At 68.8% G+C, this 15,082-nt stretch carries 12 protein-coding genes; 5 read left to right on the top strand and 7 right to left on the bottom strand.

The annotated features are described in order from the left end of the window. Positions 1–288: 288 nt before the first annotated feature. From trpG to trpD, 4 genes are read right to left on the bottom strand one after another with little or no spacing between them, the layout of a single operon-like run. Complete coding sequence (gene trpG, locus PSC72_RS03985; RefSeq protein ID WP_274324599.1) at positions 289–912, bottom strand: anthranilate synthase component II; 624 nt, start codon at positions 910–912, stop codon at positions 289–291. Then, positions 909–2,588, bottom strand: coding sequence for an anthranilate synthase component I (gene trpE / locus PSC72_RS03980; protein ID WP_274324598.1), 1,680 nt, complete (start codon positions 2,586–2,588; stop codon positions 909–911). Before trpE ends, trpG begins: the two co-directional genes overlap by 4 nt. Then, a complete protein-coding gene (locus PSC72_RS03975; RefSeq protein ID WP_274324597.1) occupies positions 2,585–3,286 on the bottom strand; it encodes a phosphoribosylanthranilate isomerase in 702 nt (233 codons plus the stop codon). Before PSC72_RS03975 ends, trpE begins: the two co-directional genes overlap by 4 nt. Next, positions 3,283–4,308, bottom strand: coding sequence for an anthranilate phosphoribosyltransferase (gene trpD, locus PSC72_RS03970; RefSeq protein WP_274324596.1), 1,026 nt, complete (start codon positions 4,306–4,308; stop codon positions 3,283–3,285). The genes PSC72_RS03975 and trpD overlap by 4 nt, the downstream gene beginning before the upstream one ends. Positions 4,309–4,450: 142 nt before the next feature. Here trpD and PSC72_RS03965 point away from each other — a divergent pair, with 142 nt between their 5' ends. After that, entirely contained in the window at positions 4,451–5,542 is a 1,092-nt protein-coding gene (locus PSC72_RS03965) for a M24 family metallopeptidase (protein WP_274324595.1), read from the top strand. A 119-nt stretch (positions 5,543–5,661) separates the two neighbouring features. Here PSC72_RS03965 and PSC72_RS03960 read toward each other — a convergent pair whose 3' ends face one another. The 3 genes from PSC72_RS03960 to PSC72_RS03950 all read right to left on the bottom strand — a co-directional run bounded on the left by PSC72_RS03960 (position 5,662) and on the right by PSC72_RS03950 (position 9,096). Continuing rightward, a complete protein-coding gene (locus PSC72_RS03960) occupies positions 5,662–5,832 on the bottom strand; it encodes a hypothetical protein (RefSeq protein WP_274324594.1) in 171 nt (56 codons plus the stop codon). Positions 5,833–5,945: 113 nt separating this feature from the next. After that, on the bottom strand, positions 5,946–7,298 hold the full coding sequence (locus PSC72_RS03955) for a hypothetical protein (RefSeq protein ID WP_274324593.1): 1,353 nt from the start codon (positions 7,296–7,298) through the stop codon (positions 5,946–5,948). 208 nt (positions 7,299–7,506) lie between these two features. Further along, a complete protein-coding gene (locus PSC72_RS03950; protein ID WP_274324592.1) occupies positions 7,507–9,096 on the bottom strand; it encodes an alkaline phosphatase family protein in 1,590 nt (529 codons plus the stop codon). Between the two features lie 186 nt (positions 9,097–9,282). Between PSC72_RS03950 and PSC72_RS03945 the strand changes: the two genes are divergently transcribed. From PSC72_RS03945 to PSC72_RS03930, 4 genes are all read left to right on the top strand, one after another. After that, the gene (locus PSC72_RS03945) at positions 9,283–10,680 is read left to right on the top strand and encodes a sulfatase-like hydrolase/transferase (protein ID WP_274324591.1); all 1,398 of its coding nucleotides are present in this window, start codon (positions 9,283–9,285) and stop codon (positions 10,678–10,680) included. Between the two features lie 202 nt (positions 10,681–10,882). After that, positions 10,883–11,806 (top strand): hypothetical protein, encoded by a 924-nt coding sequence (locus PSC72_RS03940; RefSeq protein WP_274324590.1) that lies wholly within the window; start codon positions 10,883–10,885, stop codon positions 11,804–11,806. A gap of 219 nt (positions 11,807–12,025) precedes the next feature. Continuing rightward, complete coding sequence (locus tag PSC72_RS03935) at positions 12,026–13,138, top strand: DUF1616 domain-containing protein (protein WP_274324589.1); 1,113 nt, start codon at positions 12,026–12,028, stop codon at positions 13,136–13,138. Continuing rightward, positions 13,135–14,982 (top strand): hypothetical protein, encoded by a 1,848-nt coding sequence (locus PSC72_RS03930; protein ID WP_274324588.1) that lies wholly within the window; start codon positions 13,135–13,137, stop codon positions 14,980–14,982. Before PSC72_RS03935 ends, PSC72_RS03930 begins: the two co-directional genes overlap by 4 nt. Positions 14,983–15,082: the final 100 nt, after the last annotated feature.

The raw sequence follows: 15,082 nt of genomic DNA, 5'->3' as shown, positions 1-15,082 counted from the left end.
CTCGGTCGCTGGCGCTCCCTCGGATAGAGCCCGCACCACCCGCGAGCGAATCTCGCCCTTTCAGTCCACCAGGGATCAGCGAACACAACCGCACAGCACGGTATACAGCCACGCGCCTCCCCAACCGATTGCGATGCTCACTCCGTTGCGCTTCTCATCCACCGAAAGACTCGCTTCGCTCGTCTTTCGAGCCTTCGCTCGTTCCACTCGCGAAGACCTCGCACGATGCTGTCGCGAGCTGAAACTCGCGACAGCGCGCGCCACGGTGGAAAAGGCGGTCGCAGACACTCAAACGCCGTCGAGGAAGTTCCGGATGACGTCGTGGCCGACGGCGGTGAGCACGGACTCGGGGTGGAACTGCACGGCCTCGATGGGGTGCTCGCGGTGGCGGATCCCCATGACGAGTTCCACGGGTTCGCCGTCTTCACCCTCGGTTTCCGTCGTCGCGGTCACCTCGAAGCAGTCGGGGACGTCCGTGGCGACCAGCGAGTGGTAGCGGCCGCCCTGGAACCCCTGGTCGAGGCCGGCGAAGACGCCCTCGCCGTCGTGGTCGACGGGGAAGGCCTTGCCGTGGATGGGTTCCGGGGCGCGGCCGACCTCGCCGCCGTAGGCGTGGACCGCGGCTTCGAGGCCGAGACAGACGCCCAGCGTCGGCACATCGGGGCTGACCTCGGTGAGGACGTCGGTCGTCACGCCCACGTCGCGGTCGTTCTTCGGGTGGCCGGGGCCGGGGCTGACGACGACGGCGTCCGGGTCGACGGCGCGCACGTCGTCGAGCGACGCCGTGTTGCGGACGACCTCGGTGTCGGCGTGCTCGCTGACGTACTCGACGAGATTGTAGGTGAACGAGTCGAAGTTGTCGACGAAGAGCACCTCGGCCTTCTCGGTGCGCTCGTGCTGACCGGCGCTCATCGGGACACCTCCTCGGCCTCGACGGCGGCGTCGCTCTCGTCCACTGCTCCGCCCGCTGGATCGTCGACCTCGATGGCTTCGAGGGCGTCGAGGACGCCGCCCATCTTTTTCTCGGTCTCCTCGTACTCGCTTTCGGGGTCGCTGTCGGCGACGATGCCCGCGCCGGCCTGGACGGTGACGCGGTCGGAGACGCCCGACGCGAGAGCGTCACTGTCGACGTCCGCGCCGTAGTCGCTGTCCAGATCCTCGACGGTCGCGGTCCGGATGACGATGCAGAGTTCGGCGTCGCCGGTCCACGTGAAGTAGCCGACGCCGCCGCCGTAGGGGCCTCGCGGCGACAGTTCGAGGTCGTCGATGATCTCCATGGCGCGGATCTTCGGCGCGCCGGAGAGGGTGCCCGCGGGGAAGGAGGCCCGGGTCGCGTCGAAGGCGTCCGAATCGTCGGCGAGCGTGCCCGTCACGGTGGATTCGATGTGCTGGACGTGGCTGTACTTGAGGACGCTCATGAACTCCTCGACGCGGACGCTCCCGGGATCGGAGACGCGGCGCACGTCGTTCCGCGCGAGGTCGACGAGCATCGTGTGCTCGGCGCGCTCCTTCCCGTCGGCGAGCATCTCGCCGGCGAGGCGGCGGTCCTCGACCGGGCTGGTGCCGCGCGAGCAGGTGCCCGCGATGGGGTTCGAGAGCACCTGATCGCCGCGGACGGCGACGAGCGTCTCGGGGCTCGCGCCGACGATGGAGAGTCCGTCGTAGTCGAGGACGTACATGTACGGCGAGGGGTTGACCGACCGGAGCGACTCGTAGAGGCCGAGCGGGTCGACGTCGCCGTAGAGTTCCCGCGTCCGGGAGATGACGCCCTGGTAGATGTCGCCGGCGAGGACGTGCTCCTTCGCCGCCTCGACGGCCTGTTCGTACTCGTCTTTCGGGCCCGCGTCCTCGCGCTCGCGGACGAACCCGCCGGTCTCCAGTTCGGCGGCGCCGGCGAGCAGGTCCGCGACGCGCTCGACCTCTGCCTCCAGTTCCTCGTAGCGGGCGGCGGCGTCGTCGCCGGGTTCGAGGATGGGCGTGAGGACGAGCGAGACGGTCCCCTCGACGTCGTCGAAGACGAGCGTGCTCGTCGTGAGGACGAACTGCGCGTCGGGGAACCGCGAGTCGGGCCGCTCCAGTCCGACCTCGTCCAGCCAGAGGTCGTAGACGGCGTCGTAGGCGAGGAAGCCGACGAGGCCGCCCTCGAAGTGCTCGCGGTCCATGTCGGGGAACCCGCGTCGCTCGACATCGGGCATCGACCCGCGGACGCGGTCGAGCACGTCGCCGCCGTTCACGTCGAAGCACGTCTCGTAGCGGTCGTCGAACACGTCGACGGTCGCGTCGTCGGCGGCGACGGTCACGACGCCCTTCGGGTCGTAGCCGACGAACGAGTAGCGGGCGTGGCGGTCGTCGGTGGTCGGCGAGAACGCGCCGTCCGGATCGCTGGAGGCGACCTTCTCGGCGCTCTCCAGCAGGAAGGTGTAGTCGGCGCCCTCGACGGCCGTCGTCCGGCCCGACAGCGCCGCGTAGGCCTCCAGCGGCTCGACCGCGGTGTCGAGTTCGGCCGCGGCACGGACGACGACCGGCTCGTCGGCGTCGGCGAGTTCGACGAACTCCTCCTTCGAGTGGTCGAGCGCGGGTCCGCTCATGCGGTCGTCACCTCTCGGGTCGCGTTCGAGACGAACTCGCGGACGCCCTCGTGGTCCTTCTCGCCGCCCACGCGGTCGCCCGCGTCGTTGACGCGCTCGACGCCCGTCGCCACGTCGACGCCGAACGGCCGGACCGTCTCGACGGCTTCGGCGACATTGTCGGGGGTGAGTCCGCCTGCGAGGATCACCGGAACGTCGAGGTCGTCGACGATATCTCGGGTGCGCTCCCAGTCGTGGGTCTCGCCGGTGCCGCCGCCGCCCTCGGCGTCGACCGAGTCGACGAGCAGGGCGTCGGCCGCGTCGGCGTATGCTCCGACGTCGTCCGCGTCGGCGTCGACGGCCACGACGATGTCCTGGCTCAGTCGGCGACCGAGCGCGGCGAGTTCGCTCGGCGAGAGCCCGCCGTGGACCTGGACGGCGTCAGGACCGAGGGCCTGGGCGAGTTCGACCGCGTCGTCGACGTTGTCCGGCATCGTGACGAGCACGCCGGTGACCAGTGGCGGGACGCCGTCGAGCAGATCCGCAGCGGTCTCCTCGTCGACTTCGCGGGGCGTGTCCACGGGAACGTCGCAGATGACGCCCACGGCGTCGGCCCCGGCGACCACAGCGGCGTCCCGATCAGCCGAGCGGGTGACGCCGCAGATCTTGACGCGCGTGCTCGACCGCGACCCCGGGTTCGAGTCGCTCACGCCGCTCATCGGCCCCCGTCGGTGGCGACGCGGGCGCTCACTTCGCGCAGCTCGTCCAGCTTCGCGGCGGCGTCGCCGGAGTCGATGGCGTCGGCCGCGGCCGCGACGCCCGCTTCGAGCGAGTCGGCCTGCCCGGCGACGTACACCGCCGCGCCCGCGTTGGCGAGGATGATGTCCCGCTTCGCGCCGGTGACCGTCCCCTCGACGATCCCCCGCAGGTCCTCGGCGTTCTCCTCCGGCGTTCCGCCCGCGACGGCCCCGATGTCGTGGGTCTCCAGCCCGAGGTCCTCGGGCGTGATCGTGTACTCGGTGACCTCGCTCCCCTCGACCTCGGCGACGGTCGTCTCGTCGTGGATCGTGATCTCGTCCATGCCGGAGCCGTGGACGATCAGCGCGTGGTCGACGGGCATCTCCGCGACCGCGCGGCCGATCAGCCCGACGAGGTCGTGGTCGAAGACGCCCATGACCTGCGCGTCGGCGCCGGCGGGGTTCGTGAGGGGCCCGAGGACGTTGAAGATGGTCCGCATCCCGAGTTCGCGGCGCGGGCCGATGACGGCCTTCATCGCCGGGTGGAACGCCGGCGCGTGCATGTAGCCGATGCCGGCCTCCTCGACGGTCGCCTCCACGGCCTCGGGCGCAGTGTCCATGTCCAGCCCGATCTCTTCGAGCACGTCCGAACTCCCCGACGACGAGGAGACGGAGTAGTTGCCGTGCTTGGCGATCGGGACGCCCGCGCCGGCGGCGACGATGGCGCTCGTCGTTGAGACGTTGATCGTGCTGTAGTCGTCACCGCCCGTGCCGCAGGTGTCGACGAGCGGCGACCGGTCGGGGTCGATCGTTCGAGCGGCCTCGCGCATCCCCTGTGCGAAGCCGGCGATCTCGGCCTCCGTCTCGCCCTTCGCGCGCAGTGCGGCCAGCAGCGCGCCGATCTGTGCCTCCGTGGCCCCGTCGAAGACGGCCGTCGCCGCCTCCCGAGCCTCCTCCAGCGTCAGGTCTTCCCCGTCTGTGACGGCTTCGATGTATGCTTCCATAGATGTCACCGATGGACTGTTCCGTAGTACGATGAACAAATAAGTACATTCACTTAAGGATGTCGGGAGCGCCGGCCGTCGAGCGGGTCGAACACCCGCCTCGGACGGGAGTTTTAATGGGCGCTGCCGAGCAGTACGACCCATGACTCACCGAGAGGCAGTCCGCGAGCGCCTCGACGCACTGCTTTCCGACCGCGGCCTCGAAGCCGTCTGGTTCGCGCGCCCGGCCTCGTTCACCTGGGCGACCGGCGGCAACAACGTCGTCGACCGCGCGTCCCCGCTCGGCGTCGCCGCCGCGGGCTACGACGGCGAGGAGTTCACCGTCGTCACCGACAACATCGAGGCGTCCCGTCTGGCCGAGGAGGAGTTGCCCGACGACGTCACCGTCGCGCAGGCCGACTGGTTCGAGGCCGATCTCGACGAGGCGGTCGCCGACGTGAGCCCGACACCCGCCGCGGCCGACTTCGACGTGGGGGGCTTCGAGGACGTGGACCCGACGCCGCTCCGCCAGCCGATGACCGACCGGGACGTCGAGAACTACCGGTCGCTCGGCGAGGAGGCCGCCGAAGTACTGGAGAACGTCGTCCGCGAGGCCGGCTCCGACGACGAGGAGCGCGAAGTCGGCGGCCGGCTACGCGACCGGCTGTTCGCCCGCGGCATCGAGTCGCCGGTCGTCCTCGTCGGGAGCGGGAAGCGCTGCCAGCAGTACCGACACTTCACGACCGGCGACGCCGAACTCGGCGAGTACGCCATCGCCTCCATCACCGCCGTCCGCGACGGGCTCCACGCGAGCGTCACCCGCACGGTCGCCTTCGACGCGCCCGATTGGCTCGACGAGCGCACGGAGATCGCCACGCGCGTCGAGGCGAGCGCGCTCGCGGCCACCCAGCGCGTCGGTCGAGCGGGCGGCACGGCCAGCGACGTCTTCTCCGCGATCCAGGACGCCTACGCCGAGCAGGGCTACGAGGGCGAGTGGCGCAACCACCACCAGGGCGGCGCCGCGGGCTACGCCGGCCGTGAGTGGTTCGCCACCCCCGACGCCGAGAACCCCGTCCACCTGCCGATGGCCTACGCGTGGAACCCGACCGTTCAGGGCGCCAAGAGCGAAGACACCCACCTCGTCACAGAGGACGACATCGAACTGCTGACCGGCACCGGCGACTGGCCGACCGAGACCGTCGACCCCGTCGGCGACGGCCCCGCGCTCGAACGCCACACCGTCCTGCACAAGTGAGCGTCACGGTCGTCCGTCCAGACAACTGACCGACGGCCGACTTCTTCCGCGACTCTATCGTCGCATAGCTGTCGCTGTGCGGTTTGTCTCGCGGAAAAACGAGCCCGGGTCCGAACCGCTCAGTCGTCGTCGGCGACCGCCGCCGAATCCGCCGTCGCCGAAGCCGTGACTCGATAGGCGGGTTTGCGCACGATCTCGGTCCGGTGGCAGCGAGCGCAGACGTACTCCGTCAGCTTCGTCGTCTCGTCGTTGCGGCTCATGCGCTCGCCGCAGTTCGAACACTGGGGCATTATATTCCTATTACGGTGAGGCACACTATAAATAGTTACGTTCGCGCGTCTCGACCGCGAGAAGCGCGGCTCTCGGGCGCTAACGTCCGGAGAACGGTGGCGGTCGCGACCGGTTAGCTGGTCCCGCTGGGGACCGGCGTCTGGTCGTCGGTGGTGTCCAGGCGGCGGAGGCGGCGTTCGACCGCGTCGCAGTGGTCCTGCACGGCGTCGTGGGTCTCGGGGACCAACTCGCGGGCGACAGGGACGGTGTCGACCAGCGCGTCGTAGGCGTCCCGGTAGCGCGCCTCCGCCTGGGTGTGGCGACCGGCGTCGCGGTGGACGTCGCCCCGTCTGACGCGCTGTGTCGCGTACCGGCGCCGCGTCTCGACGAGTTCCCTGGCGACCGTATCGACGGCGGCCCGGATCGCCTCCGGGTCGCCGTTGAAGCGCCGTTCCGACCGGCCCCAGTCGAGTTCCAGCGCGGTCCGGTAGCGGTCGAGGGCGAAGGCCAACTCCTCGCCGCGTTCGCGGAGGTCGTCCGTCTCGCGGGCGCGCTCGTGGGCGGCTTCGGCCCGCTCCACCGGCGCCTGCTCCAGGGCGGCGACGTTGCGCTCGACCCTGTCGAGTTTCGTCCGGAGGCGCTCGGCGACCTCCGGGTCGCCGACGTTCGCCGAGAGGGCCTCCTCGTAGTCGTCGTGGGCGGTCCCGTAGGCGTCGTGGGCCTGCGCGTACTCGCCGTCGCGCCAGTGGGCCTCCGCGAGGTCGATCGTGTGTGCCGCCCTCCCTTCCAGCGTCCGGAGCCTCGCGCCCTCGATCCGGGCTTCGACGCGTTCGATGCGGGTCGTCGCAGCCTCGACGCCGTCCTCCGAGAGCTCGCGCTCGTTGCGGCGGGCGGCGTCCGTCTCGCCCATCGCGTCGCGGACGGCGTCCATCGCCTCGTCGTAGAGCCGCGACCGCGTGAGGCGGTCGGCCTCCATGATCGCCTCGCGGGCGTCGTCCAGGTGCTCCTCGACGGCGATCCAGCGCAGCGATGCCGCGTCGAGGTACTCGACCATCGGCGCCAGGTCGTCCCGACTGGGGAAGTACAGTTGCTCGTCGTCCGCCGTCGTCACGACGAACTCGCTGGTGAGGACGCCGTCGCTGTGCTCGACGACCTCCACGTCCGTCAACGGAACGCTGGCCGACCAGTCGCCGTCGTCGTCGGTATCACCGACGACAATCAGCAGTCTCGTATCCGTGGCGAGCGCGAACGCACGGTAACCGTCGCCCGGTGCGATCTGCTCGCGCTCCTCCGATCTGACCGTACTGCGCACGACGCCTCTCTTGGCGTTCGATCGAAGCACGACCGGCTCTTCCCCGTCTTCGAGATACGCCGCGAGCGGCTTCGACCGCAGGTACCCGTCCGACAGGATCCCCCCGCGCCCCGTCCTCTCGAGCGCCGACCTGTCGACGCCCTCTGAATTATATGTGTTGATAATCGGGGCCATGCGGGTCCGTACGTCATCGGGGGTAATGAGTGGCTAGGAAAAGCGGATGATACGTTCGGAACGCGCGACGATCCGGCAGCCGAACCGCCCGTATCGAACCACCGAACAGGCGTAGGTGGGGCATACCCGCCGACTCACTGAAGTTCGAGCGCGATGCCACCCCCCGACCGTGTGCACCTGTCGAGCGGTCAGCAGGACGGCGCCTGATTCACTCGAGGTAGCCGAGGCCAGTGAGGCGGTCTTCGACGTCTTCGAAGTCCTCGCCGGCCACCTCTGCGGTCTCGTTGCCCTCGTAGGTAACTGACGTCGGGACCGTCTCGGCCGCCGGCGAGGCCGGTTCGAAGATCTCGGTGAGCACCCGACCGTCCGTGCTGGCCGGGACGGGTTCGCCGACGCCGTGCAGGAGCGTCGGCGCGATGTCGTACACGGAGGCGTCGATCGGCGACCCGCCGGCCTTAACGTTCGGTCCCCAGGCGATCATGATGCCCTCGGACCGGTGACTCGCCGTCTTCTCGCCGGGGCTGACGAACGGGTCCTGCGACAGGCGGCCCGTCGACTCGTACTCCGGCGCCGTCTCGACGATGAGGTCCGGCGAGTGCGGGTCGGTCGGGAACAGGTCGTCTCCGTCTCTGACAGTCACGGGCGCCGCGCCCGTCTGCGGGTCGGTGATCCCCTCGAGCGCGTCTTTGACTTCGGCCTTCACGGCCTGCCGGTCCTCCGGGGCGACGCAGCCGTCGACGAACCGGCTCTCGTCGTTGATGTACAGGCGGCCGTGGTCGTACGTGAACACCTCGGTCTCGCTGTAGTCGACGTCGAACAGGACGTCGTCGCCCGGGAACTGCCGCCCGACGACGCGGAGGAGCCGCTCCGGGACGGTGTTGACGATGGACTCGCCGCTGATCCCCGCCTTCGAGAGGACCGAGATGATCCGATCGCGGGAGACGCCGAACCGCGAGAGCAGCGACTGCGTGCCGGTCCCCTCCTGGCGCGACAGCAGCCCCTCGGTCTCGAAGACGCGGTTCGCCGCGACGAACTTCGAGAGCGGGCCGAAGCCGTGGTCGGAGACGACGTACAGGGTCGCGTCGAGTCGCTCCACGTAGTCGATGACCTCCCCGACGACGTCGTCCAGTTGCCGGTAGTGTTCGAGCAACACGGCCTCGTCCCAGACGAGGTGTTGCAGCCGGTCCGGCGCGGTGAAGACGAAAAAGAAGAGCCGCCAGTCCTCGGTCTCCATCAGCAGCCGCAGCAGCTCCCGGCGCTTCTCGACGAGCGCCGAGAGGTCCGAGAGGAGTTCCTCCTCGCGACCCACGTACTCGCTCCAGTCGAGGCCGATCTCGTACTCGGGGACCCGGTCGAGGAGTTCGCGTCCGAGCTCCGGCGGCGACGAGAACTGGTCGTCGATCTCCGGGGTCATCATGCCGCTGACCAGCTTCCCGTCGATCGGCTGGGCCGGATACGTCATCGGCACGTTTCCGACGACAGCCGGCGAGAGGACGTCCCAGAGCGCCGGCTGTTGACGGTCGTGACTCGTGTACATCTGCGGCGTGTACGACGGCGTTATCTTCCGAAACCCGTAGATCCCGTGCTTGTCCGGCCGCGCCCCCGTCGCGATCGACGGCCACGCGAGCGCGGTCGTCGCCGGCGTCGTGCTCTCTAGCGGACCGGCGGCGCCCTCTTCTATCAGTCGGGTGAGGTTCGGGAGCTCACCCTCGGTGATCCACCCCTGCAACAGTGACCACGGAACCCCGTCTAGTCCGAGTACGAACGCCTGGTCCGCGGAGTGATTCGATCCATCCATGAGTATCACTCAACTTCGAGGAAAGTATCTGCCAGCGGTAATTGTTATACTGTAATTAATACTGCAAGCCCAGTCCGCACAGACGTCGCGTGTAGATTCCCCGATCCGGCGAACGAACTGTTATTGACCGCATGTTTACACGTAAGCGAGAGAATACTAATAGCCGGAGTCCGCGTTGGCGACCCCATGCGGAACGTCGTCGTTCTCTGTTACGATTCCGTCCGAAAGGACTTCTACGACCTGTACGCGCCGCGCGTGCGGGCGCTTTCGGACGTTTCCATGGACGAGTGTCGAGCGGCGAGTTCCTGGACGGTCCCGAGCCACGGGAGCATGGTCACCGGCGACCTCCCCCACGAGCACGGGGTCCACACGCATGACAGGAACTACGCCTCGATCCCGGTCGAGGAGACGCTGTTCGCGGCGATGCCGGACCACAGGCGGATCGGCATCAGCTCGAACGTCTTCGCGAGCGAGGCCTTCCAGTTCGACCGCTTCTTCGACGAGTTCGAGACCGTCACGGAAGCGCGCCGGTTCCCGCGAGGCGTCGACCCGGTGGACTACATCTCGCCGGACGACGGCGGGCTCGTCCGGAATCAGCTCCGGCTCCTCGCCGACTCGGCTCGACACGACCAGCCGTTGCGGAGCGGGGCGAACGCCGCTCTCGCGTACGCGGACAGCCTCTCCCGGCGGCTCCCGGTCCCGCGGCTGTTCGACGGCGGGACGAAGCCGTTGCTCCGCTCGGCGCGGCAGAAAGTACGGCGCACGGACGGCCCCTTCTTCCTGTTCGTGAATTTCATGGAGTCGCACCTCCCGCTGGAACCGACGGCCGGGTACGACGAGTCGCTGTATTCGGCCCCGGACACGTTCTCGACCGGCGACAGGAGCGTCTGGGAACTGCTGGGGTCGGCCGAGGAGTACCCCGAATACCTGCGGCGGCGGCGCGGGCTCTACGGGGCCAGCATCGACTACCTGGACCGACACGTCTCCGAGTTCATCGCGGACCTCCGCGAGGAGACCGACCGGGAGACGACCGTCGTCGTCACCGCCGACCACGGCGAAAACCTCGGGTATCCGGGCGACGGCGGGCTCGTCAGGCACAAGAGCAGCCTCTCGGAGGGGCTGTTGCACGTGCCCTGCGACATCGTGAATCCGCCCGACGGGGCGGCGCCACCGACGGGCCGATTCACCAGCCACCTCGACTTCGACACGCTCCTCCCGGCGCTTGGCCGCGGCGAGTTCCCGGATATCGGTCGGGAGGCCGTCCCGGCCGAACTCGTCGGGCTGAGCGCCGGTCCCAATCCGGACCCCGAACACGAGCACTGGGATCGGATGATCCGGACGGTGCTCCACGGCGACCAGAAGGAGATCAGGGACTCCACGGGTCGGACGGTCCGGTGCGACCTCGACCCTGACCGGCCCAGTTGGCAGGGTCCCCCCACGGACATCGACTCGGTCTCGCCGGTCTGGTCGCAGTTCTTCGACGGCGACCTCTGTGAGTACAAGCGACGGGCGAGCGGCGACGAGGACGCGGCCGCCGTGTCGGCCTCCGTGGAGCAGCGCCTCGCGGAACTCGGTTACCAGTAGCCCGCACACCGACCCGCCACCGGCGCCAGGTCGCGCGATTTTAGGACGCTTATTCTCGCCGGGCGACGTTCGTATAACGCTTCTACTTCCCGGCGTCACTCCCCTCGACGGGGGGTTAGGAGGTATCTTCTTTTTATCTAATGGATCGAGCGTGGAGACGTAATCGGCGGATACCGGATGAACGGACCCCGAGGACACAGTCATGGATAAGGTCAAACGTTTCTACCGGTCGGTGCGGCGCAACGTCGACGAGCAGGGGCTAGCGGGCCTTCTCGACACCGGGCGAGCGGTGAAAAACTACGGCGTCAGGCACCTGAACGTCCGTCAGGGGACCAACGTCTACGAGCGCGACTGGGACGTACTGGTGCTGCTGGACTGCGCGAGGGTCGACATGGTCGAGGCGCTCAGCGACGAGTTCCCGTTCCTCGCCCCCGTCGGAACCCACCGGACGCCGGGGACGAACTCCGCCGAGTGGATGGACGTCACGTTCGTCGACGAGTACGCGGAGGAGATGGCCCGGACGGTCCACCTGACGGCCAACCCGAACTCGGCTGACCACCTCGACGGGCGAGCGTTCGACCGCCTGGAGGAGATCTGGCGCCACGGGTGGGACGAAGAGACGGGCACGGTGCCCGCCCGGACGGTGACCGACCGCGCGATCGCGGCCGGGCGCGAGGACAGCCCCGAGCGCATGATCGTCCACTACATGCAGCCGCATCCGCCGTTCGTCACGCGCCCCGACATCGACGCCGTGCAGGTCACCCGCCCCGGCGACGAACGTCGGGGGATGAACGTCCAGGAACTGCACGAGGAGGGCGGCTACTCCCTGGAGGCGCTCTGGGAGGCGCATTTGGAGAACCTCCGATACGTGCTCTCGGAGGTCGAACTGCTGCGGTCGAACCTCGACGCGGACCGCCTCGTCGTCTCCGCCGACCACGGCCAGGCCCTCGGCGAGGAAGGCGCGCTCGGCCATCCGGCCAGCTCGACCGTCGACGTCGTCCGAGAGGTCCCGTGGTGCGAGACCACCGCCACGGACACCGGGGAGTACCGTCCTGACGCGCGCCCGCACACCGACGACCCCGCCGTCTCGGTCGAAGAGAAGCTCGAACACCTGGGATACAGATGAACTACCAATGACGCGAACACGGCAACGACATCGAGCGGATCGCCTCTTGCATCGTCCGGACGCATCGAACCGACGCCAGTCACCGAGACCCGGCGACGACCCGCCGGGATCTGGCCCGAACGCGTGGCAGCCAGATCCGAGGGCCGTGCGCGGTCCCTCGCGAGGACAGCCGGCTGGCCAGGGGCGCGTCCGGCCGGACGACGAGAGGGGCGAGCGGCCATGAAGTACCAGAACACGACCGAGAAGGTCGCGGTCGACCGGACGCTTCCCGTCTTCGCCGACCTGGTGATGATCGCCGCCTACGTCGTTCTCGCCGACGTTCTGGTGTACGTCCTTCCCGCCGGCTCGGTCCTCCGGAAGGTGATCACGATCCCGCTGCTGTGTTTCGTTCCGGGGTACGCCGTCGTCTCGGCGCTGTATCCGCGGCGGCCCGACGCCGGACTCTCGAACGCGGGGACTGAACGCGGTCGCGAGTGGCTCCTCGGCGACTCGGCAGGCTGGAAGGTTCGGGGATTACTGTCGGTGCCGCTCAGCGTGTGCGTGCTCTCCGTTCTCGGCGTCGCGCTGTCCCTCCTCGGCTTCAGCCTGGCCTCGCAGTGGGTCCCGCTCGCCGCGCTCGAGACGGTGGTCATCGCGGCGCTGACGGTCGGACTCGTCCGGCGCCTCTGGGTGACGCCCAGCGAGCGGTTCCGCGTCCCGTACCGGCGGCCGGCGACGCGGTTCGCCGACGCCCTCTCGTCGCCCTCGTGGCCCGAGCGGGCGCTGAACCTGACGCTGGTGGTCCTCGTGTTGCTGTCCATCGGCGGTCTCGCATACGGACTGACGGCGTACTCCTCCGCGGAGCGGTACACGACGATGACGCTGGTCACGGAGAACGAGTCCGGGGAGTACGTCGCCGGAGACTTCCCGAGCAACCTGTCCAGCGGCGAGGAGGCCTCGCTCGTCGTCAACGTCGAGAACCACGAGGGCGCGAGCGCGGAGTACTCCGTCGTGCCGGTCGTCCAGCGGGTGGCGACCGACAACGGGTCGGCCGTGGTCGTCGAGCGGCGGCAGTTCGACCCGTTCAATCTCGCCGTCGACCGGGGCGAGTCCGTCTACGAGCGGCACACGTTCGAAGCGCGACTGACCGGGTCGAACGTCCGGATCGTCTACCTGCTCTATCGAGGCGCTCCGCCGGACAACCCCACCGTCGACTCGGCCTACCGGTACGTCCACGTCTGGCTGAACGCCTCGGCGAGCGGCGTGCCAGCGACCGAACAGGTACAGCCCCCCGAACCGTCCGGCGACGCCGTTTCGCCGGCCATCACTGAGTTCGACGCCCGATACAGATGAGATACGACAAATCGAACGCGCGACCGGTACGGACCGCCTCCAGTCGCCTCAGGGTGCTGCTTGCGCTGAGCTTCGCCCTGTTTTTCGGAGGGTTGCTGACTGCACTGCGGACGCCCGCTGTCGAGTACGAGCTGTCCATCTATCGGGCGACGCCATGGCTGTTCTGGGCGGCGATAGCGCTGGCGTTTGTGGGCGGCGTCGGGGTGGCGCTGCGCGCGACGACTGACGCGTGGGCGCGCCGCGGCGCCTACCTCCAGTTGTATCTCTGCGCGCTCGCGGTCGCTACGGTCCCGCTCCTGCGCAACTACTACTTCATCGGGCTCGGCGACCCGCTCTCTCACCTGGGGTGGATCAAGGAACTCGGGCGGGGCGCGTTAGACCCCGTCGAGTTTCGGTACCCCGGCGGGCACACGATGGCCGTCCTCCTGCACGACGTCGGCGGGTTCCCGTACCGCCTCGCGGAGCAGGTGGTCGCCGCCGTCTTCGTCGCGACGTACCTCCTCGCGTTCCCGCTGCTCGTGCTCGCGGTGGTCGGCGAGCGTGACGTCAACGAGGGGTTCGTCTTCCTCGTCGGCCTGCTGACGGCGCTGCTCTGGCTGCCGATCAACGGCATCAGCGTCCACAAGGCCTTCCACCCCTTCTCCATGGGCGTGCTCTTTCTCCCCTTCGTCCTCTACCTCCTGTTCTCGTACGTCGCGACGTCGTCTGAGGGCGGCTCGCACGCGCTCGTCCCGACGAGAGTCGGTGCGCTGCTCGCGTTCGCGAGCGTCGCGATGACGCTGATACACCCGCAGGCCGCGCTGGTCCTCGTGATGATACTCGGGACCGTCTCGGGGGTGCAGTTCATCGCCCGCCGGACGAAGTGGAGCCGCGGGATCGCCGAACACCGCACCGTCCACACCCAGACCGCGTTCGCCCTCGGCGTCCTCTTCCTCTGGCTGACCCAGTTCACCGTCGCGAGCCGGATCTTCTGGACCACGGTCGACAGGATCATGGCGGGCGGCGCGCCCGGGGCCGAGGCCACCCAGCGCGGGAGTTCGCTCCAGCAGGTCGGCGGGAGCATCCCGGAACTGTTCGCGAAGCTCTTCCTCCCGAGCACCCTGTTCGTCGTCCTCGTGGCCGCGTTCCTGTTCGCGAAGTGGGTCCTGAACGCCGGCTGGGCGGTCGAGCGAGAGCGCGGTCTCGTGGAGTACGTGGCCGCCGCGCTCTGCGCCCTGGGCGGCCTGTTCGTCGTCGCGTTCGTCGCGAACGTCACGACCCAGCACTTCCGATACCACGGTGCGGCGATGCTGCTGGTCGCGCTGCTGGGCGCCGTGGCGCTCGCATCGTTCGCCCCGAAACGGGTCGGGCGGTCCTCGCACTCCACTCGCGCCGTCGCAGTGGTGCTGTTCCTGGCCCTGCTGATCCCCCTCGCCGGCATGGTGCTGTACTCCTCGCCGTACATCTACCAGCCCTCGTCGCACATCACGGAGTCGCAGGTCGAGGGGTACGAGACCATGCTGGAACACCGCGACGACGGCGTCGCTATCACCGGGGTGCGCAAGAAGTACGTCCGCTACATCGACAGCATCCGCGGGCGTGAGACGACCAGACGGGCCGCGTACGAGGCCCCGGCCGGCGTTCCAGGACCCATCTTCAACACGAACCTCTCCACGCACTACGAGGAGCCCAGATACCTCGCCGTGACCACGCTCGACTACGAACGCGAGGTGGTCCTGTACGAGGGGTTCCGCTACTCGGCGGAGGGGTTCAGGTCGCTCGACACGACGCCGGGGATCAACCGAGTCCAGTCGAACGGGGGATTCCGACAGTACCACCTGACGGGTGACGATGAGACGGCCTGATCGGACACCGATGCGGGCGGCTCGATCCGCCGACCGCCGGCCCCCGTTCGCGGCCACCGACGAATCGTCCCCGGCGAATCGGGTGTACGAACGATCGCGA

It is taken from the genome of Halosimplex aquaticum (assembly GCF_028747785.1).
Lineage (GTDB): Archaea > Halobacteriota > Halobacteria > Halobacteriales > Haloarculaceae > Halosimplex > Halosimplex aquaticum.
The sequence above is the reverse complement of the archived record's forward strand: the minus strand, read 5'-3'. Positions and strand labels throughout refer to the sequence as shown.